The organism is Psychrobacter cibarius, assembly GCF_016107535.1.
GTDB classification, from domain to species: domain Bacteria; phylum Pseudomonadota; class Gammaproteobacteria; order Pseudomonadales; family Moraxellaceae; genus Psychrobacter; species Psychrobacter cibarius.
In genome coordinates, this window is sequence record NZ_JABASQ010000003.1 from 25,574 (window position 1) to 46,457 (window position 20,884).

Annotated in this window: 17 protein-coding genes; 8 read left to right on the forward strand and 9 right to left on the reverse strand. The window is 42.0% G+C overall.

Features of this window, described 5'->3' with window-relative positions; all coding sequences use genetic code 11:
- Positions 1–2 precede the first annotated feature (2 nt).
- A complete protein-coding gene (truA, locus tag JFC08_RS03415) occupies positions 3–842 on the forward strand; it encodes a tRNA pseudouridine(38-40) synthase TruA (protein WP_198329719.1) in 840 nt (279 codons plus the stop codon).
- Positions 843–963: 121 nt separating this feature from the next.
- A complete protein-coding gene (gene infA, locus JFC08_RS03420; RefSeq protein WP_045446828.1) occupies positions 964–1,185 on the forward strand; it encodes a translation initiation factor IF-1 in 222 nt (73 codons plus the stop codon).
- Between the two features lie 304 nt (positions 1,186–1,489).
- Here infA and JFC08_RS03425 read toward each other — a convergent pair whose 3' ends face one another.
- The 6 genes from JFC08_RS03425 to leuC form a co-directional block, all read right to left on the reverse strand.
- The gene (locus JFC08_RS03425; protein ID WP_198329720.1) at positions 1,490–2,686 is read right to left on the reverse strand and encodes a L,D-transpeptidase family protein; all 1,197 of its coding nucleotides are present in this window, start codon (positions 2,684–2,686) and stop codon (positions 1,490–1,492) included.
- Positions 2,687–3,136: 450 nt separating this feature from the next.
- Complete coding sequence (gene leuB, locus JFC08_RS03430; RefSeq protein WP_055124339.1) at positions 3,137–4,240, reverse strand: 3-isopropylmalate dehydrogenase; 1,104 nt, start codon at positions 4,238–4,240, stop codon at positions 3,137–3,139.
- Between the two features lie 310 nt (positions 4,241–4,550).
- Positions 4,551–5,312 (reverse strand): hypothetical protein, encoded by a 762-nt coding sequence (locus JFC08_RS03435; RefSeq protein ID WP_198329721.1) that lies wholly within the window; start codon positions 5,310–5,312, stop codon positions 4,551–4,553.
- A gap of 141 nt (positions 5,313–5,453) precedes the next feature.
- A complete protein-coding gene (gene leuD / locus JFC08_RS03440) occupies positions 5,454–6,104 on the reverse strand; it encodes a 3-isopropylmalate dehydratase small subunit (RefSeq protein WP_193009381.1) in 651 nt (216 codons plus the stop codon).
- Between the two features lie 47 nt (positions 6,105–6,151).
- On the reverse strand, positions 6,152–6,616 hold the full coding sequence (locus JFC08_RS03445) for a hypothetical protein (protein WP_060490801.1): 465 nt from the start codon (positions 6,614–6,616) through the stop codon (positions 6,152–6,154).
- 25 nt (positions 6,617–6,641) lie between these two features.
- On the reverse strand, positions 6,642–8,060 hold the full coding sequence (leuC, locus tag JFC08_RS03450; protein WP_198329722.1) for a 3-isopropylmalate dehydratase large subunit: 1,419 nt from the start codon (positions 8,058–8,060) through the stop codon (positions 6,642–6,644).
- Positions 8,061–8,536: 476 nt separating this feature from the next.
- Here leuC and JFC08_RS03455 point away from each other — a divergent pair, with 476 nt between their 5' ends.
- Together JFC08_RS03455 and putP are read left to right on the forward strand one after the other, a co-directional pair.
- Positions 8,537–9,409, forward strand: a complete 873-nt coding sequence (locus tag JFC08_RS03455) for a LysR family transcriptional regulator (protein WP_045446822.1) — start codon at positions 8,537–8,539, stop codon at positions 9,407–9,409.
- Positions 9,410–9,886: 477 nt separating this feature from the next.
- Entirely contained in the window at positions 9,887–11,386 is a 1,500-nt protein-coding gene (putP, locus tag JFC08_RS03460; protein WP_045446819.1) for a sodium/proline symporter PutP, read from the forward strand.
- Positions 11,387–12,080: 694 nt separating this feature from the next.
- Here putP and JFC08_RS03465 read toward each other — a convergent pair.
- From JFC08_RS03465 to JFC08_RS03475, 3 genes are all read right to left on the reverse strand, one after another.
- On the reverse strand, positions 12,081–13,487 hold the full coding sequence (locus JFC08_RS03465) for a hypothetical protein (RefSeq protein ID WP_193009383.1): 1,407 nt from the start codon (positions 13,485–13,487) through the stop codon (positions 12,081–12,083).
- Positions 13,488–13,885: 398 nt separating this feature from the next.
- Positions 13,886–15,079, reverse strand: a complete 1,194-nt coding sequence (locus JFC08_RS03470) for an OmpP1/FadL family transporter (protein WP_198329723.1) — start codon at positions 15,077–15,079, stop codon at positions 13,886–13,888.
- Positions 15,080–15,300: 221 nt separating this feature from the next.
- Positions 15,301–15,525, reverse strand: a complete 225-nt coding sequence (locus JFC08_RS03475) for a SlyX family protein (RefSeq protein ID WP_413786803.1) — start codon at positions 15,523–15,525, stop codon at positions 15,301–15,303.
- 289 nt (positions 15,526–15,814) lie between these two features.
- Here JFC08_RS03475 and JFC08_RS03480 point away from each other — a divergent pair, with 289 nt between their 5' ends.
- The 4 genes from JFC08_RS03480 (at position 15,815) to JFC08_RS03495 (ending at position 20,758) form a co-directional block, all read left to right on the forward strand.
- Positions 15,815–17,758, forward strand: a complete 1,944-nt coding sequence (locus JFC08_RS03480) for an ATP-binding cassette domain-containing protein (protein WP_198329724.1) — start codon at positions 15,815–15,817, stop codon at positions 17,756–17,758.
- Between the two features lie 471 nt (positions 17,759–18,229).
- Entirely contained in the window at positions 18,230–18,814 is a 585-nt protein-coding gene (gene petA / locus JFC08_RS03485; protein WP_045446807.1) for a ubiquinol-cytochrome c reductase iron-sulfur subunit, read from the forward strand.
- Between the two features lie 22 nt (positions 18,815–18,836).
- Positions 18,837–20,042 (forward strand): cytochrome b, encoded by a 1,206-nt coding sequence (locus tag JFC08_RS03490; RefSeq protein ID WP_173936707.1) that lies wholly within the window; start codon positions 18,837–18,839, stop codon positions 20,040–20,042.
- Positions 20,042–20,758, forward strand: coding sequence for a cytochrome c1 (locus tag JFC08_RS03495; RefSeq protein ID WP_045446804.1), 717 nt, complete (start codon positions 20,042–20,044; stop codon positions 20,756–20,758). The genes JFC08_RS03490 and JFC08_RS03495 overlap by 1 nt, the downstream gene beginning before the upstream one ends.
- The last annotated feature ends 126 nt before the right edge of the window (positions 20,759–20,884 follow it).

Here is a 20,884-nt window from a genome sequence, read left to right on the forward strand (position 1 = left end):
ACATGTCCGAGATTAACAGCAGCAACGCTGAAACGCCCACAACCTATACATTAGCCATTGCAATTGAGTTCTTGGGCACGCGCTATCATGGCTGGCAGCGACAACGAGAAGTATTAGGCGTACAAGAAGCGTTAGAAACCGCTATCGGTAAAGTCGCAAATGAGGCGGTAGAAGTCGTCGCGGCTGGTCGTACCGATGCAAGCGTCCATGCCAGTAATATGATTGCCCACTTTACGACACGTGCCTATCGTCCTACTCATAACTGGCTGCGCGGAGTAAACAGTCTATTGCCTGATGATATCGCCCTGCGCTGGATTCAACCAATGCCTGACGACTTTCATGCGCGTTTTGGTGCCATTGCCCGTCGCTATCGCTACATCACGCTGAATCAAGCACAGCGCCCTGCTATTTTGAATCACCAAGTCACTCACATCTATGAACCGCTCGATTTAGCAGCGATGCAACTGGCGGCGGCTGAGATCGTCGGTACTCACGATTTTAGTAGCTACCGCGCCGCTGCTTGCCAGTCTAATCAACCGGTACGCTCAGTCAGTCACGCAAGACTCTTTGCCCATGGTCAGTTTATCGTTTTTGATATTCAAGCAGATGGATTTTTGCATCATATGGTTCGTAACTTAATGGGCACCTTGTATGCCATCGGTCGCCACGAGTTGCAGCCGGAAGCCTTTTTAGATATTTTAGCCAAAAAAGATCGTACTATCGCACCGCCTACTGCCTCTGGTGATGGTCTATATTTTATCAATGCTTACTATCCTGAGCATTTTCAACAACGACTGCCAAATGCTCCTTTAACCCCCATTTGGCTAAATTTACCTGACTAAATAAATAGGAGTTGGCATACATAACGATTACAGGCTGTCAAGTAAAAACCTAGTGCTGTATTGCTTTAATCCGCTAACTTACGTATAATATGGGCTTATTTTTAATTGATTGATACCAACTATGGCAAAAGACGATATTATTGAATTTGAAGGCGAAGTCATTGACACCCTTCCGAATACCCTGTTTAGAGTTCGTTTAGAAAACGGACACGAAATCATTGCTCACATCTCAGGTAAGATGCGTAAGCATTATATCCGTATCTTGACAGGTGATAAAGTTAAGGTCGAAATGACACCTTATGACCTATCAAAAGGTCGTATTACTTATCGTGGCAAAAACTAATTTCTTATAAACTAAAATGGTTATAAAAGCATTTATATAAATACAGCTGGTTGCTAAATGGCTTCTTTTCGCTGATAGCTGATATAGACGCTTGGGTGGTTTAACTGATAATAATAATGAAAATGCTAACCTGCTCATTATTGCCTATCAATATTTTAGTGATTCAGTCTTAGTTATTTGTTTTTATCATAAAAAATACCGCTAAATTTCAGCGGTATTTTTTTGTCTAAATTTTATGAGTTGACTTACTTTCAAATTTTTAAATCATGATTAATAAGTAGCATGATTAAGAAATAGTGAGGCATTATTTAAACTCGACAGTCGCACCGTTTTGGATCACCCCTAGCAAAGCAAGTGCATCCCAATTTGTCAGGCGTATACAACCCGCTGAAGCTTGACGGCTGATACGATCAGGATCTGGTGAGCCATGAATACCATAAGAAGGCTTACTAAGCCCGATCCATACCGAGCCCACTGGATTATTAGGGCCAGGTGGAAGAATAGACTTGCTACCGTCTTTAGCAGTATAAGTATAATTAGGCTCATGTACCTTCACCTCTACCGTATGCGTCCCTGTTGGTGACGGTGTTGCCGTACTACCTACTGTGGTCGGATAGCTGGCAACTAAGTTGTCTTTATCATCATAGGCATATAGCGTTTCAGTGGCTTTATCAGCAACGACTCGACTGACAGGCTTGGTATTTGGATTGCCAGGATTATAAACTGTGATGGTTTCACCCGCCGTAAAGCTAGCCTTAGGGTTTAACGCTTTGAGATAGCTTTCACTAATATGGAATTTTTCTGCTAGCCCTTCCGTGATGCTCTCGTAATACAATCCCTCAAGTTTGGATTTGGCTTCAGCACCAGCTGGTATTTCTGTCATTTTAATATTAACATCCGCATCAGTTATCTGATAGCTGACCAACACTGGCTGCACCGTGAGTTTTTCATTCTTTGTCAGCGCTTGCCATGTTTCGTTGTTTAGCGTGTCAGTGACTGCCAAACCATTTGCTTGTTGAAACGCTTGCATGGCCTTGCGAGTATTTTTGCCCCAATAACCATCAACAGGGCCTACACCATTGTGATGCCAATTTAATAAGGCTTGCAATTTAGTACCGATGACACGGTCGATACTCATCCCCTCTTTCCAAGTGGCCTTATTCACCTTTTGCGCAGCAACTGATAAATTGTCTGTCGTATACTTAATAGTAGGTAAAAATTTGTTCGAAGCATTTGCGGTTTTGCTATCACGTGCTAGCTTTTGGCTAACGCCATTGGTCACAGGGCTGACCTCTTCAGCAGCATTCGCCTTATTAGCATTATTTTTGCTAATACTGGCTTCATCGTTATTGGTCGGTGCTTGGTTGTCAGAGTTATTGGTCGTTGCTTGATTGTTAGCATTTACACTATCCAGTGGTGCTGCAACGCTTTGCCCCATGAAAACTGCCGTAGAAAAACCAATCATCGCTACTGCCGTGCTGATTTTTTTTAATTGATACACCTCATGCTCCTAATTTTTTATAAAAATAATAAGTTTTATTTTGTTATGTTGTCATCAAGGCTTGTTATTTTGAGTTTTAACGCCTTACTACCCAACTTTACTCAAACACTTTTTCATCAGCTCTCTTCTAACGTGAAAGTCTGATAACGTGAAAGTCTAAGATTCTAGTGGTTTGTAAGCTGTTAATAGTGCCATATTACCTTGTGAGCATATAACAGCTTTATGTTAATAAAGCCCTTGTCCTGCGGTGTCTCTGTTAAAACAAGTACTTTTTTACAACTATCTGGTTTAGTGTGTTACCGCTAGAAAGCGATCAATAATGAACATAAAAAAAACCCATAATTTGCTGAGCAAACTATGGGTTTAGAACGACGATAAATGATAAAGGTTAGAATTTTTCCCTATCGAAATAAAACAGGGGAAAATTTAATCTATATCACTATAGTGGGACTAGAGTAATTTAGCCAATACTGCTTGACCCATCTCTTGGCACCCTACTTGCTTCAATCCAGCTTCACTACTGTCCAAGATATCCAGCGTACGCAAACCGTCATCAAGCACATCACTCACTGCTTGCTCAATCGCTTGTGCCGCTGCTTCTTGCTTAAAGGTATAACGCAGCATCATCGCAACCGATAAAATAGTCGCCAATGGGTTGGCTTTGTCCTGCCCAGCAATATCAGGTGCTGAACCATGACACGGCTCATACATGCCTTTGCCTGCTTCATCAAGACTGGCTGATGGCAACATACCGATAGATCCAGTGAGCATAGCAGCTTCATCAGACAAGATATCACCGAACATATTGCCTGTCACCATGACATCAAACTGCTTAGGATTCTTGATCAATTGCATACAAGCATTGTCAGCATACATGTGCGATAACGCCACGTCGCTATAATCTGCTTGCTGCATTTGGGTCATCGTTTGCTTCCACAGCTCGGTGACTTCTAATACGTTTGCTTTGTCCACTGAGCAGACTTTCGCTGCTGTGCCTGCTGCTTGCGCACGCGTTTTTGCCAATTCAAAAGCAACTTTGCCGATACGCTGAATCTCGCTTGTGCTATAGACCATGGTGTTGTAGCCTTGCTGTTCACCATTCTCTAGTGTGCGGATTCCACGTGGCTCACCAAAATAGATACCACCCGTTAACTCACGAACGATAAGCAAATCCAAGCCTGAAATAATTTCAGGTTTGATACTAGACGCATTGACCAACTGCGGGTAAAGCTTTGCCACACGTAGATTAGCGAACAAACCAAGCTCACCACGTATTTTAAGTAAACCACGTTCAGGGCGCTTGCTGCGTTCAATACCATCCCATTTAGGACCACCGACCGCTCCTAACAATACCGCATCTGCTGCACGGGCACGGTCTAGCGTCTCATCTGGCAAGGGCTCGCCCGTTGCGTCAATGGCCACACCGCCAATCAATCCAGATTCAAGTGTCAAATCTAACGCAAATTTCTTATTGACCGCATTCAGTACGTCAATAGCTTGAGTCATGATTTCGGGACCGATACCATCGCCCGCTAATGTTAAAATCGTTGCCATGCTAATCCTTGTGGGTAGGTAGTTTTTTATTTATGTTAGGGCATGCCCTCATTTTAAAAATGGTGATAAAAATGAGATAAATTACCGTCAAACAAGGAAAGTAGCGCAAATAATATCGAGATATTGATAAGCTATTTAACGATGTTTGGCAAAATTTAGCCATTTTCAACTCATTTAGAGGATAATCAATTGAATTGAGGACTCGCCCTAATACTACAAATTTACGATATTTTCCTAAAAACGATTTTTAGTGCCTTCAATAGCACAAAAAACCGTGGTCTAGTTGCTATTTTCGAAAATCAAATAGGCTTTAAGCTTTGGCTTTTACTTTCGATGATGCAGGCAATGCTTTCACGATACGAGTTTCTACAAACTCTCCTTGATGCTCAGCAGACAGCTCTTTACAAAAGCGGCGCTGTACAGTGTTGCCTTGATACAGATCAACACATAGCGGCTGTGGTGAAGCGGTGTCTAATAAACTGCCAGAATTATCGTTAGACTTTTTCTGATAAGCCCGTAATTGATAAGTATCAGCGTCAATAAAATCGTGAATTAAAGTAAAACGCTCAACATAGCCCAGATTGTTTTCTGGATAGAAATTCACCTGTACTTCGCGTTTTGCAGGTTTTACTCGCGCATAATAATTGGTTAGACCCGGCATGCCTGAAGCAGACAATGGTACAATTTTAATCTCATTTTTATGAGCGAGTGGTGTCATATCTAAGTTTGCGTGCATTGATGTTTGTGCATGCTTATTGCTGGTATGACTGCTGGTATGACTTCTGCCATTTGCACTCATATCTTTCATCGCGACCAGCATGGCAGGATTGATAGGCTCATGCGTATCAGCCCCTATCACTCGTGTCTTATCTATCCGTGCAATTTCACAATGATAGGTTCCTATACAGGCAATATTGACTTCACCCGCAATCGGTTGAATCTTACCTGCCCATGCTTTAGCGTTTTCTGCCTCATCTATTTTCTGATACCCAGTCAATAGCTGACAGCCTGACAACAATAAGCTTGCGGCAACAACCGTACTTGTCCATAAAGCATAACGTTTTTTATTCATAATGGCGGCTACTATTTATGAGAGAAATAATAAAATATCGTAAAAAAACTACCCTTCATTTTAGCCAGTTCACCGCCATAACTCAACGTTACATTATTACTGTTCAGCAGTTTTATAAGTAATGGCTTGCAGATTCATTATTTATGCTCGTACATCGTTAAATATCCATGGTGTTTTTTGCATTATATTATGCTCATAATCTTTAATGGCATCGCTTTGCTGCAAGGTTAAACCAATATCATCAAGGCCATTTAACAAGCAATGTTTGCGAAAAGCATCCACGTCAAATGCATATTCTTTACCTGTTGAGGTGATGACGACTTGGCGTTCAAGATCTGCGGTTAGCTCATAGCCTTCATTAGCAAGCGTGTCTTTCATTAATGTATCTACAATTGCCTCGTCCAAGACAATTGGTAGCATGCCATTTTTAAAGCAATTGTTATAAAAAATATCGGCAAAGCTTGGTGCAATCACCGTACGAAAACCATATTCAGACAACGCCCATGGCGCATGCTCACGACTAGAACCACAACCAAAGTTGCGGCGTGCCAGCAAAATCGTCGCGCCTTGATAACGTGGCTTATTTAGCACAAATTCTGGATTGATAACGCGTGTGCTATTGTCTTGACCAGGATACCCTTCGTCAAGATAACGCCAATCATCAAACAAATTGACGCCAAAACCTGTGCGTTTAATAGACTTTAAAAACTGTTTTGCAATAATTTGATCGGTATCGACGTTTGCGCGATCTAATGGGCAAACGATACCCGTTTGAGTGTTATAAGCTTGCATGAGTTTTCCTTAAAATATCGATTACTAACGTAAATTTTTTTGACGGTCTAATGAATCTTAAAAGAGCGTGCCATTTGTTTAACAATACTTGTCATTTTAGTTTTTTCACTTTCAGGATAATTCAGATGTAATACTGCTTCCTGACCATCCTTAACTTTAATAACATGATAAAAAACTTGACCGTCTTTTCTATAGCCGCTTGCTGTATAGGTTTTATCTTTTAACAGCTCGTAAGTAACTGTCATGCCTGTTTTATATCGATGCTGCTTCTCTTTTAGATAATCACTATCTGTATAAAAGAAAACAGTTGGTGTATTACTCCCAAAGACCAAAATAGTGGCATTAGAATTGGGTAACTTAAAATGACGACCATCACCATTATCTGCCTCAGGCAACCATGCCAATTGATTTGGCACATCGACACAATAGGCAAATCTTCCATTACAGTAATCACGAGCCATTGCTAGCTGAGAGCTACCCAATAAGCAAAATAAAACAAACAGCATTTTCATTTTTATGCTCTATAGAAATGCAAAGTTAAAACGTCCGCACATCGACAAAGTGACCCGCCAATGCGGCGGCAGCGGCCATTGCTGGGCTTACCAAATGGGTACGACCACCATTGCCCTGACGACCTTCAAAGTTACGGTTAGACGTTGAAGCGCAGTGTTCTTGTGGCTCAAGCTTATCCGCATTCATGGCAAGACACATCGAACAACCCGGCTCACGCCACTCAAAACCCGCCGCAGTAAACAAGGCATCTAAGCCTTCTGCTTCAGCCTGCAACTTCACTTGCCCAGAACCTGCCACAACGATGGCTTCTTTGATATTGTCCGCGACTTTACGACCTTTAATGACTGCGGCGGCATCACGCAAATCTTCGATACGCGAATTGGTACATGAACCAATAAAAATGCGATCAAGCTGGATATCGGTAATCTTTTGCCCAGCGTCTAAACCCATATAGGTATAAGCACGTAACCAGCCTTCTTCTTGTGCTTCATCTGCCGCTTGATCAGGTGTTGGTACAGATTGAGTGATATCGACAACCATTTCAGGAGAGGTTCCCCAAGAGACTTGTGGCGCTATTTGGCTACCATCCAACTCAACCACGGTATCAAATACCGCGTCATCATCTGAATACAAGGTACGCCAGTAAGCTTCCGCTTGTGCCCATTGCTCAGAGGTTGGCGCATAAGGACGACCTTTGACATACTCGATGGTTGTGTCATCGACCGCAACCATACCCACGCGAGCACCCGCTTCGATTGCCATGTTACAGACGGTCATGCGACCTTCCAAGCTCATCTCTTCAAATACTTGCCCAGCAAATTCGATAGCATGACCTGTCCCGCCAGCCGTGCCAATTTTGGCAATGATAGCCAATACCACGTCTTTTGAGGTCACGCCAGCACCAAGCTTACCAGTGACACGAATTTGCATATTTTTTGATTTCTTTTGAATCAAGCACTGCGTTGCCAATACATGCTCAACCTCTGATGTGCCGATACCGTGCGCTAAGCAGCCCAGCGCGCCATGAGTAGCGGTATGAGAATCACCACAAACAACCGTCATACCCGGTAACACCAAACCCTGCTCAGGGCCAACGACGTGTAAAATACCTTGACGAGCATCATTAATCGTAAACTCAGCGATATCGAATTTGGCGCAATTTTCATCCAATGTCACTACCTGCAAGCGTGATACCTTGTCCTTGATACCAGACACGCCTTCTAAACGCTCTTTAGTGACTGTGGGTACGTTATGGTCAGGACTGGCGATATTAGCCGACAGGCGCCACGGTGCTCTATTGGTTAACTCCAAACCTTCAAATGCTTGCGGACTGGTCACTTCATGCAACAGATGGCGGTCGATATAAATCAGGCTCGAACCATCGTCACGCTTGGTGACTTCGTGAGCATTCCAAAGTTTGTCATATAACGTTTGACCTGCCATGTTGCTATCCTTTATTGGTTGCTAATTACTGGTTTTTTTACTTGCTTATAGTCATTCCACTATAAAATTATTACAGCGTTAACCTCGCTTGAAGTATTTAATATACATCTACACTCGGTTGCCTTGTACTACTTTTAAATTGACTCGACTATAGCCTATGGTAAAAATTTTATACGTCGCGATACTTTATCATCAGCGGCATCGTCAGCAGCGCTTGTATCAAAATCGATATTTTTATATTGGCGATTTTACATTGATGACTATTATCAGCACTTAAGACGTGCGATAAGCTGCAAATAGTCAATTTAATAGAATAAATATGTCACAATACGTCTTGATGTCTTGTGATTATAGCAGGCTAATCCTATAATAATAATTGATGATTTTTGCCCAGACGCAAACTTTTATTTCTAATACATTGTGATTGGGTCAGCCAACTTTTATTTATAGCTCGCAAAGTAGCTAAGGACATCCGTTTGAACACCACAAACTTGACGACATTCGTTACCGTTATGCACACTGGCAGCATCTCAGGTGCCGCAGAAAAACTGTTTATCACACAGCCTGCCGTCAGTAAACGTATCAAAAATTTGGAAGATGAATTCAACATTACTTTGTTTGATACGGTGGGACGCGGCATTGTACCAACCCAAGCAGCCAATGAAATGCTGCCGCACGCCAAGCGTTGGCTAGAAGATTATGAGAATTTTAAGATTAATCTGCAACACTCCCAGCATATCGTATCTGGCAAATTAGTGATCGGTACCAGTCATCATATTGGCTTGCACCATTTAGCGCCTGTACTTAAGCATTTTATCCAAGCTTATCCTGCCGTACAACTAGAAGTACATTTCGTCGATTCAGAAAAAGCGCACAAAGCCGTACTCGATGGCGATTTATCATTAGCATTTTTAACACTGCCGCCCGTTTATGATAAGCGTTTGACCTATCATACGCTATGGTCAGACCCTCTTTACTTTATGACAGGTACGCTATCGCCTTTAGCGACCAAATCTAATGTGACACTAGAGCAATTGGCACGCTATCCTGCTATTTTACCGTCTGCCAACACCTTTACCAGTCAAATTACCTTGGCTGAATTTGCTAAGCACAATCTGAAACCCTATGCCACGATGAGCACCAATCCTCTTGAGTCTATTCGCATGCTGGTTTCTGTTGGTCTGGGATGGTCTGTATTACCGCAAACCATGATTAGTCAAGATTTAGAACGTATCGATATGGCAGACAATATAGAGTTACAACGCTATTTGGGTGTGGTTATCAATCCGAAATTGACGCAATCTAGCAGCGTTACAGCTTTGTTAGACTTGTTAGCGCCTATTGAATAAGACTCCCGCTAAACGATGATTAGAGCGTGCTATGGAATCTAAAAAGCACGCTATTCGCATTTATGACCCTCATGCGTTATAATACGCTTGACGTTGTTTTTATAACAAAAATTTACTATAAGAACACTGATAGTCATATATTGAACACTTCGAGTAATATATGATGGTTGATAGTAGGTTTAATGGTTTTAAATGATTGGTTATATAGGTGGCCGATACTGATAACTGAGTCGCAAATACGAGCAATCGATATGATGTAATATGACATTCTTATTGATCTCTAAGCACTGCGAATTCGTATTAGCCCTAGAACAGCATCAATCATATAAAACTAACAGCAGATATTGAATAAAAGCCATTATGTCCTACTTAATGGCTTTTTTCGTCTTTAGATATTGTTTGGGACATCGTCTTATAACACTTAATCTTTATAGTTAAAATAATTACCGCCAACCATGTTGGTTAAGGACAATTTATATGAACGGAGTTTCTAGTGGCGTGCTGGTATCACTTGGCGCCTATTTTTTAGTGATGATTGGTATTGGCATTTACGCTTACTTTAAGCAAGCCAATGATACTGAAGGCTATATGTTAGGAGGACGCAGTTTAGGTCCAGCAGTCACTGCACTATCGGCAGGTGCATCAGATATGTCAGGTTGGTTACTACTTGGCTTGCCCGGCTATATGTATGCTGACGGTGTCGTGAGTATATGGATCGCACTTGGTTTGACACTTGGTGCATTTTTAAACTACCTTATCGTGGCACCGCGCCTTCGCGTTTATACCGAAGTGGCTGACAATGCCATCACTCTACCCGATTATTTCGCCAACCGCTTTGAAGATAAGTCGCATATGCTGCGTGTTATCTCAGCCGTGGTTATCATTTTATTCTTCACGGTTTATACTGCTGCAAGCCTAGTAGGCGGTGGTAAACTCTTCGAAAGCTCGCTCAATCTTTCTTATAGCACTGGTCTATGGGTCACCGCTGGCGTTGTCGTTGCTTATACGTTATTCGGTGGTTTCTTAGCTGTTTCGATGACTGACTTTGTACAGGGTATCATCATGCTGTTTGCGATGGTCATTGTTCCTGTCGTCGCTTTCACTGATCTGGGTGGTATTTCAGCCACTACTCAAGCGGTTAGAAATATCGATCCAAGCTTGCTTAACATTACTAATGGTATGAGTATCCTTGGTATTGTGTCATTAATGGCATGGGGTTTAGGCTATTTTGGTCAGCCACACATCATTGTACGTTTTATGGCCATTCGCTCAGTCAAAGATGTCCCTACTGCCCGTAATATCGGTATGAGCTGGATGATTGTCAGCCTTATCGGGGCACTGATGACAGGTTTTGCTGGTCGTGCGTATGTGCAAAAGACAGCGATGACTTTAGATGATCCTGAAACCATCTTTTTAGTATTTACGCAGTTTTTATTCCATCCATTGGTTTCAGGCTTCTTATTAGCTGCAATTTTAGCTGCGATTATGAGTACCATCTCATCACAGCTATTGGTGGTATCAAGCTCATTGACTAAAGATGTCTATAAGTTGTTTTTTGATCAAGATGCACCTGAGGCGCGTCAAGTATTGGTCGGCCGCATTTCCGTAATCATTGTCGCCGTTGTTGCCATTTTACTGGCTTCTAATCCAGAAAGCTCAGTATTGAATTTGGTTTCTAACGCTTGGGCAGGGTTTGGTGCCGCATTTGGACCGTTGGTTATTTTCAGCCTAATCTGGCGCGGTATGAACCGTAACGGTGCAGTTGCTGGTATGGTCGTCGGTGCATTGACGGTTATCCTATGGATTTACGGTCCTTTCCAGATGAATGGCATGGCACTCAATAGCTGGTTATATGCTATCGTTCCGGGCTTTATCTTAAGTACAATCGCCATTTTTGCGGTAAGTATCATGACAGGCGGTCCAAAAGCCTCTGTTACTGCGAAATTTAAAGAAATGGAACTTAATTTAAATAAATAAGCTTATCGATATAATTATCACTATAAAAAAACCTCGCCATTATTGGCGAGGTTTTTTATTGATGACTATTAAATATAATACCTAGGACATTGGTACATAAGTAAGCTATGGTTATTTCTATTAGAGATCTCATACTTAGCTAATAGCGCTATAACATTTCATAATTCAGGTGTTAACTTTTCACTCAATCATCACGCTTGTAGCCACTTATGCTATGTCATTAATCATCTAACTTGTTAGTGTAAGATATACTACTGAATAAATTTATAATGCACCTCAAATATCAAAGATAAATGGATAAGCAGAACTACCTCAGCGAGGCTAAAAAGTTAGAGATATGGCAGTTATGATATCTATTAGCGCTGAGAGGTCAATGAGTCTTGGATTTAAGTGTGTTTCAAGAAGCGTATATTTCAGCTGAAATATACTTATGATCGTCATAACTCAATGATGTTGTGGCTTATGTTTGAGGCAAATATCGTTTCATTGCAGGCAAGAAACCAATCACCGCCTTCTTAGACATCGCCTAAAAAAGGCTGTCAAATAAATTTATTATTTTGCTAAAAACCTTTATGCACACTTTAAAGTCGTTGATTTAATGTTCTTTTATATCAATTTCTATTTCGAACACCGATAAAAAAGCGACCCATCACGGATCGCTTTTTTTATGTATTGATACTGCTAAATATACGTATTATTTAGTGTCTTGGTAAGACAATTTTACACCGAATATGTATCCATCATTGTCTTGAAAATCACCAACAATTTTGTCACTTGGCAACACACCTTGGGCATCGCCAAACCATAGGTATTTGCCACCTGCTGATACTGCCCAGTTTTCTGTCACGTTATACTTTGCACCCAAACCAGCGCTGTAATAGCCTTCGATAGGACCTAACGACGTGACAGGGTTACCAGCACCACTATCCCAACCAACGGTACCACTAATTGCAAGTGCTGGCGCAACACGCTTGGCTAGACCAAGCTCTACTTGCCATTGATCCTCTTCGTACTCAACCAAGTTCAAACCATCAGGTCCATAAGATCTTTTACTAACCTCATTATATAGTGGCGGCGTAATCTTAAAGTCACCCCAAGGTACCCAGCGCACTTTTGCAGTTGCTAACGTCGTTGGGTTAATACCGGTTTGAAAATCAAAGTTTACGGATTTAGGAGTAGTAATTTCCATATTACTGGTGCGATTGGCTGCAGCTGGATCACCAGCTAAAGCACCTGCAATCGGGTAATTTTCAGCAATCTTCATGTTGTGGTCGATTTCAGAGCGATAGGTCAGCGCTGCTTTTAAGGCAATTTCAGGTTTGCTATAGGCAATACCAGCTATATAACCATAATCCATATCAGGGCTGTTACGTGAGGTATAGCCAGTAGCAGGACCATAAGCCAAACCTCGTAATTTCACTTCAGACTCAATACGCTGAGCGACTGGACCACCGTATACTTGAAACTCTTTATTGGCACCAAATTTTGCCCCAAGAATAGCTGTCAGGCTGTTACTACGTACTTCAACATTAGTACCTTCCCCTGCATTAGCTGCTTCAGCATTTGCGATACCTACTGCTCCACGCAAACCATCTAACTGCGCTTGCTGTTCATCTGTCAAGACTCCAGCCGTTTCTCCTGGCGTGAGCGCACCTATTCCAGCCAAAGCTGCGGCATAAGTGGGAGCTTGATTGTTAGTAATGGCAGCGACAGAAGCATCAAGATCGCCTTTCGACACAAAATTGTTGTCGCCAGTGTATTGCGCTGCTGCGCCAAAGGGCTCATCATATAAGATACCAACACTAAAGGTTTCATTGATATCTGTTTTTACACCATAACGAAAAAAGTCATAATACTCAGCGATATCGCCAGTCTTATCACCTCTAACATAGGTATTGTTGCTAGGAACGTTATTGGCACTATCATAACCACTAACGTCAGCATCGATATAGGTGTAAACAGCTTCAGCATAGGTGCCATCTTGGAGGAAGGCTGTGACATCCTGACCTGAACGGTCAAGACCAGCAGCATTGGTTACGCTAGCTACAGAAAAAGCGGCAATCGCTACTGCAAGAGTTTTTAAATGAAAAGTATTGCGCATTGTGTATCTCCAAACGTCCTTGTTGTTTTACTACTTAAATAATCAATATGTAGCATTGCTGCGCATAACTTTATGATTATAAAAGTCGTGTCCTGAGATGAATACTAATGCCTTTTTGACACTAAAACAACAATTAAAGTGCTTTATTTCCCGAATATGACTGGACAGTACAAATAAGATACACGTACAAAACTAATATCTAGTTTTTCATTCTGATATTTTTTAAATTGCTCTCAGTATTTTTTAGAGATAGCAGGCAGATACTTATCTGTTATAATTTAATAATTCTAAAACACTCTAATCCTTTATTAAACTTAAACACGCTGGCATAAAAAAGCGACCCAATCAGGATCGCTTTTTATTATCTAGGCTATAGATTTATAATTTAGCAAATTACATTAGTTTGCTTGGTAAGAAAGCTTCATGCCGAGTGCAAAACCATCGTTGTCTTCAAAATCACTCACAATATTTTTGTTCGGTATTTGTCCTTCAGCATCACCGAACCATAAGTATTTACCACCAGCTGATACTGCCCAGTTTTCTGTCACATTATACTTGGCACCCAAACCAGCGCTGTAATAGCCTTCAATAGGACCTAGTGAGGTTACAGGATTACCAGCACCACTATCCCAACCAACAGTACCTGTCACTGCTAATGCTGGCGTCATGCGCTTAGCGAGACCTAGTTCAACTTGCCATTGATCTTCATCATAGCTTACTAGTGATAGGTTACTCGCTTCATTATAAAGAGGCGGAACAATAGCAAAATCACTCCATGGTACCCAACGGACTTTAGCAGTCGCAAGCATCGTCGGATTGATACCCGTTTGGAAATCAAAGTTTACAGATTCAGGTGTAGTAATATCAATTTTACCAGCTCTATTTGGATTTTTTTGTTGGAAAGCCAGTGCTGGGAAGCTTTCTGAAATAGGTAAAGTATGGTCAATTTCTGAACGATACGTCAGCGCAGCTTGTAAAGCAATTTCAGGCTTGCTGTAAGCAACACCGGCTAACCAACCATAATCTTGGTCAGCACTAATATGCGTAGTGTAACCGTCTGCTAAACCGTAAGCTTTGCCACGCAACTTTACATCTGCTTTTACACGTTGGGCTACTGGACCACCGTACACTTGAAACTCTTTATTCATACCAAGCTTTGCACCCAGGATACCAGTAATGCTCTCAGTACGTACTTCTACGTTAGTTTCTTCACCGTTTGGTTGTATGAGCCCACCAAAATTAGGATTCGGTTCATGAGATACAAAGTCATTTTTACCGCTATAATCCGCAGCCGCGCCAAATGGCTCGTCATATAAGATACCAATACTAAAGGTTTCATTGATATCTGCTTTTACACCATAACGGAAAAAGTCATAGTCTTCTGCGATGTCATCAATTTTGTTGCCTGATTCGTCTTCACCAGTCACATCAGCATCGATATACGTATAGACAGCTTCAGCATAAGTACCATCTTGTAAGAATGCAGTGATATCTTGACCTGAACGATCAAGACCAGCAGCACTAGCAACGCTAGCAATAGAAAGAGCAGCGACAGCTACTGTGAGAGTTTTCAAATGAAAATTTGCGCGCATTATGTATCTCCAAACGTCCGCATTGTTTTACTACTTTACTTAATTTTAATAAGCAAGCAGCATCCGAGGTGGAGGATAGTAATGATTTTCGAACATTAAAACAACTGCAAAAACACATTATTTCCTGATTATGACTGAACAGTATCCGTATTTCACAATGCGAATATAATAGTCATAAATTTTCAACCATTCAGTTTTTGCAGATATTAATTTTGCAGATATTAATAATGAGGGGGTCTTTCTGCCATTACATCAAAAGGTGCAATGCCGCCTTCAGGATCCTGACTTTCCACTTGTTTATAAATCAGCTGCAACTGTCGTTGTAATGTCTGAATATCTTTATCTTGCCGCGCAACTACCTCATCGAGTCGCTCTACTGTCATTTCTAGATGCGCCATACTCATCTGTAAATCAATGACTTGTTGCGTTTGTAGGTCCGTGTGCACAGATAAAGCCTCGTTCTGAGCTTTATCTTTAGGATTAAATTGATTCATATTTTTCTCTGAATTATCATAAACATAAGACTGGTAGAATTCATTAATAAAATGGCTCAATGACCGATAAAAAGTAGCAATTAGACGACGATGCTCTTTATAAAATAGCAGCCTTGAACAAAAGTCATAAATAGTGCGGATAAAATCATTTACGCTCACTACAGTCACGTGATGGCATGTTATACTGCTCGCAATTTTGCAGCAACCCCTACCTCACTATTATATAAGCTTAAGATATTCTATGGCTCTGATACATTTAAAAGATATCCACCTTGCTTTTGGCGTCGCTCCTGTTCTTGATGGCATTGATTTTGCTATTGAAGCAGGTGAACGTGTCTGTTTAATTGGCCGTAATGGCGAAGGCAAATCCACCTTATTTAAGCTAATTAACGGTACCTTACAACCTGATAGCGGCGAAGTCATTATCAATAGCAGCGTGCGCGTTGCGATGCTAGAACAAGACGTTCCCGAGACAAGCGGACGTATCCTAGACATCGTTATGGGTGGTAGCAGCCGCACGGCTGAGCTGCTTATCAACTACAATGCCCAAACTGACTTATGTGCCAACGGCGACATGGATGCTTGTGAGCGTATGGCCGATTTACAGCATGATATCGATGCGGTACACGGTTGGGATTTAGAACGAGAAGCCACCCGCCTGATCAAAACCATGGGGCTGGATCCAGATGATGATTTATCTTCATTATCAGGTGGTCGTAAGCGCCGTGTACTCCTAGCACGCTCATTGGTCACCAAACCTGATGTACTGCTGCTCGATGAACCAACCAACCATTTAGACGTTGATAGTATTGAGTGGCTAGAGCGCTTCTTATTGGATTGGCAAGGTCTAACATTGTTGTTTGTCACCCATGATAGAGCATTTGTCAATAAACTATCGACGCGCATCATTGAGCTAGATCGTGGTCAATTGACCAGCTATGACGTCACTCAAGGCGAAGGTGGCTATGCACGCTATCAAGAGCTAAAAGAGCTACAGTTACTCGCTGAAGAAAAAAATAACGCCAACTTTGATAAAAAACTGGCGCAAGAAGAAGTTTGGATTCGCCAAGGTATCAAAGCCCGCCGTACTCGTAATGAAGGCCGTGTCCGTGAGCTAAAAGCACTGCGTGAAGAGCGTAGCGATCGCCGTGAGCAAGTCGGTAACGTTAATATCACCATGGGTCAAGGCGAGAAAAGCGGTAAGCTGGTCTGTAAAGTCAAAAACTTACATCTTGAGTATGATGGCAACGTATTGGTTGATAACTTTACGACCACTATCATGCGCGGCGATAAAATCGGTATTGTCGGACCCAACGGTGCGGGCAAAACCACACTGATTAAAGCCTTACTCGATATGTCTGATGATGAAGTCACCAAAACTGGTAGTGTTGAATTAGGCACTAACTTAAAAATTGCCTTCTTTGACCAGTTGCGCGATCAGTTAGACCTTGAAGCCAGTGTGGCGCAAAACGTCTCTGAAGGTTCAGATTTCGTCGAAGTGGGTGGTCGCAAGACACACATCATGAGCTATCTACAAGACTTCTTATTTGCCCCAGAACGTGCGCGTACCCCTGTCAAAGCACTATCAGGTGGTGAGCGTAACCGCGTACTACTTGCCAAGCAGCTATTGAAGCCTGCCAACATTTTGGTACTCGATGAGCCAACCAATGACTTGGATATGGCGACACTTGAGCTACTAGAAGAGTCCGTCGCCAGCTTTGGCGGTACGATTTTACTCATCAGCCATGACCGCTCATTTATGGACAATGTCGTTACCTCTACTTGGGTATTTGACCAAGATGAAGACGGCAAAGGTATCGTCAAAGAGTATGTCGGTGGTTATCAAGAATACTTGGTACAGAAAAACCGTGAGCAAGCCGCACACGCGGCTAGAACACCAGCCAATAATACAAATACTGCCAGTAAAGTTACCAATAAGACAACCGCAGCAAAACCTAACAAAGCTGCCAAAAAGCTCAATTTCAATGAACAGCGTGAACTGGACAATTTACCAAAAGAAATCGCTGCATTAGAAGCTGAACAAGCGCAATTGCAAGAGAAACTAGCAGATGGCTCATGGTTCACCACTGATGTTAATGCAGCGACTGCCGCCAGTGAGCGCCTACTGACGATTGAAGATGAGATGATGAGTAAGCTTGAGCGTTGGAGTGAGCTTGAGAGCTAACGTTAGCGACTGAAGCGATGTTTTATAAAACTTGAAGTTTGATAAGACATAAAAAGTAATGAAATAATCACCGTTTTGTTCTTATAAAGCGGTGATTATTGGTTTACGACTACTTACATAGTGGTTAGGTACTGAAAGTTAGTGAACATTACCTTAATTTCGAGTATCATTCGCTATTGCAAAATATCCTTATTAATTATAAGGTCATCACGCTTATAATCCTTGCCAAAAAATCTATGTGAGACATTGATAATGCAGCTATTTTGCATCAATTCTCCTATTCAACCTTAGAGTATGTCCTATCAAGGTTGCTTTATTTTTAACGCAATAATTTATTTTATCACCGAAATAGCTTAGAATAGCAACAATTAGCAAAATTAGGCACAGCCAAAGTGGCTTGATATTGTACATTTTCTAAGCCACAAACCCAGTGTGGGATAATCCCATTTCATTCACCTGGAGGAAGTATTAATGAGCCAAGCCGAAGGCGTTAACGTACAACGCCGTAGAGTTCTTATTGCCTCGACTGCCGCGATTGGTGCAGCTGGGGTAGCTGCTGTGGCAACACCTTTTGTCCGTTCTTGGTACCCAAGCGCTAAAGCTGAGGCTGCAGGGGCTGCAGTGACCCAAGATATTGGTTCTATCGAAGCAGGACAGATGATCGTTGTCAAATATCGCGGTAAACCCATTTTTGTGGTCAAACGCACAGAAGACATGCTAGCGACTTTAGCGTCAGTAAAACCTTTACTGTCTGACCCTGAATCTGATGCATCATTACAACCTGAATACTGTAAAAATCCAGAACGCTCTATCTCACCAGAAGTATTGGTAGTAGAAGGCGTCTGTACGCATTTAGGTTGTGCACCAAACTACCGTCCTGATGTTGGCGCGGCTGACTTGGGTGGTAATGATTGGTATGGCGGATTTTTCTGCCCATGCCACGGGTCTAAATATGACTTGGCGGGTCGCGTTTATAGTGGCGTTCCTGCACCGCTTAACTTACCTGTCCCAGATTACAACATGGATGGTACCATCTTGACGATTGGGGAGGCTTAATATGAGCATGGGTAAAAAGTTAATGCATTGGGTGGACGCACGCTTTCCAGCGACCGAAACCTATGAATACCATATGTCAAAGTACTATGCACCAAAAAACTTTAACTTTTGGTACTTTTTTGGCGTGTTATCAATGGTGGTATTGGTTAACCAATTGGTAACAGGTATTTGGCTGACCATGATGTATAACCCAAGTGCCGAAGGGGCATTTGCGTCTGTTGAATACATCATGCGCGATGTCAAAGGTGGTTGGCTCATCCGTTATATGCACTCAACTGGCGCATCTGCGTTCTTTGTGGTCGTATATCTGCATATGTTCAGAGCACTGCTATATGGTTCATACCAGAAACCACGTGAGCTTATTTGGCTCATCGGTATGGGTATTTACTTAGCATTGATGGCAGAAGGTTTCTTCGGTTACCTACTTCCTTGGGGCAATATGTCATTTTGGGGTGCACAGGTTATCTTGAACCTTCCTGCTGCTCTACCTGTGATTGGTGATGGGCTTGCAGAATGGGTACGTGGTGATTATATTATCTCAGGTATCACTCTAAACCGCTTCTTTGCTCTACATGTGGTTGCTATCCCGCTCGTACTTGTGGGCTTAGTATTCATGCATATTGTAGCGCTACACCATGTGGGTTCGAACAACCCTGATGGTATTGATATCAAGAAGCTAAAAGATAAAAATGGCGTGCCGTTAGATGGTATTGAATTCCATCCGTACTATACAGTGCATGATATGATTGGTATCGTGGTCTTCTTTATCTTGTTCTTTGCAGTGGTATTCTTCTTCCCAGAAGGCGGCGGATTCTTCCTTGAGCCACCAAACTTTGAGACAGCGAATTCATTGAAGACACCAGCACACATTGCACCAGTATGGTATTACACGCCATTCTATGCCATTTTACGTGCGGTTCCTGACAAGTTAGGTGGTGTGATTGCGATGGGTGGTGCGATTGCCGTACTATTCTTGATACCATGGCTAGACAGATCGCCTGTACGCTCTATACGTTATAAAGGCATTTTATCTAAAATTGCTTTAACCGTGTTTGCGATTAGTTTCTTAGTTTTAGGTTACTTAGGCGCGACGCCAACGACACCAACAGCAACATTGATGGCTCGTATCTTCACTGTCTTGTATTTCTTGTTTTTCTTACTGATGCCAATTTATACCTCTATTGAGAAGTGTAAACAGCCACCAGAACGCGTTACCGGAGGTCACTGATGAACACGCTAATTAAATCCCTAGCGGGTCTAGGCTTAGGCGCGGCATTAACCTTGACGGCTGGTACTGCACTGGCAGCTGGTGGCGGTGGATGTGGCACATTCACCAATGCTGAGGGTGTTGAAGAACACTTAGCTTGTAGTACTGCTCCTATTGATTTTACCAATAAGGGCTCGCTACAAAACGGTGCGAAAATCTTTATGAACTACTGTGCTGGTTGTCACTCTGCACAGTATGTTCGTCACTCGCGCATTGCTAAAGATTTAGAGATACCACCTGAGTTGGTTGAAAAGTATTTGATGGTCACTACCGATCAAATCGGTGATCATATTAATGCTGAAATTGATCCTGAAGTACAAGCATCATGGTTTGGCGCAGCGCCTCCTGATCTATCACTTGAGACCAGACTACGTGGCGATGACTGGGTATATACTTACCTGTTATCCTTCTATGAAGACCCAAGCCGTCCTTGGGGTGCCAATAACTTAGTACTTGCCAATGCGGCGATGCCTCATGTCTTGCATAATATGCAAGAAGAGCTGAGTGCTGAAGAGTTTGAATCTGAAGTGGGTGATTTGGTTAACTTTATGGCGTGGATGGCAGAGCCTAACCGTCATGACCGTCAAGTGATTGGCTTCTTTGTGATTTTATTCTTATTAGTATTACTCATTCCAGTTTACTTATTGAACAAAGAATTCTGGAAAGATGTAAAATAATTAAGTATTAAAAAATATATTTTTATCGAAAAAAAAGGCACTACTCTGGTAGTGCCTTTTTTTGTCTCTTAAAAGACCATAAAACACTGAACCATTATTTAAAACAAGGCTCACCCGCAATGTTTA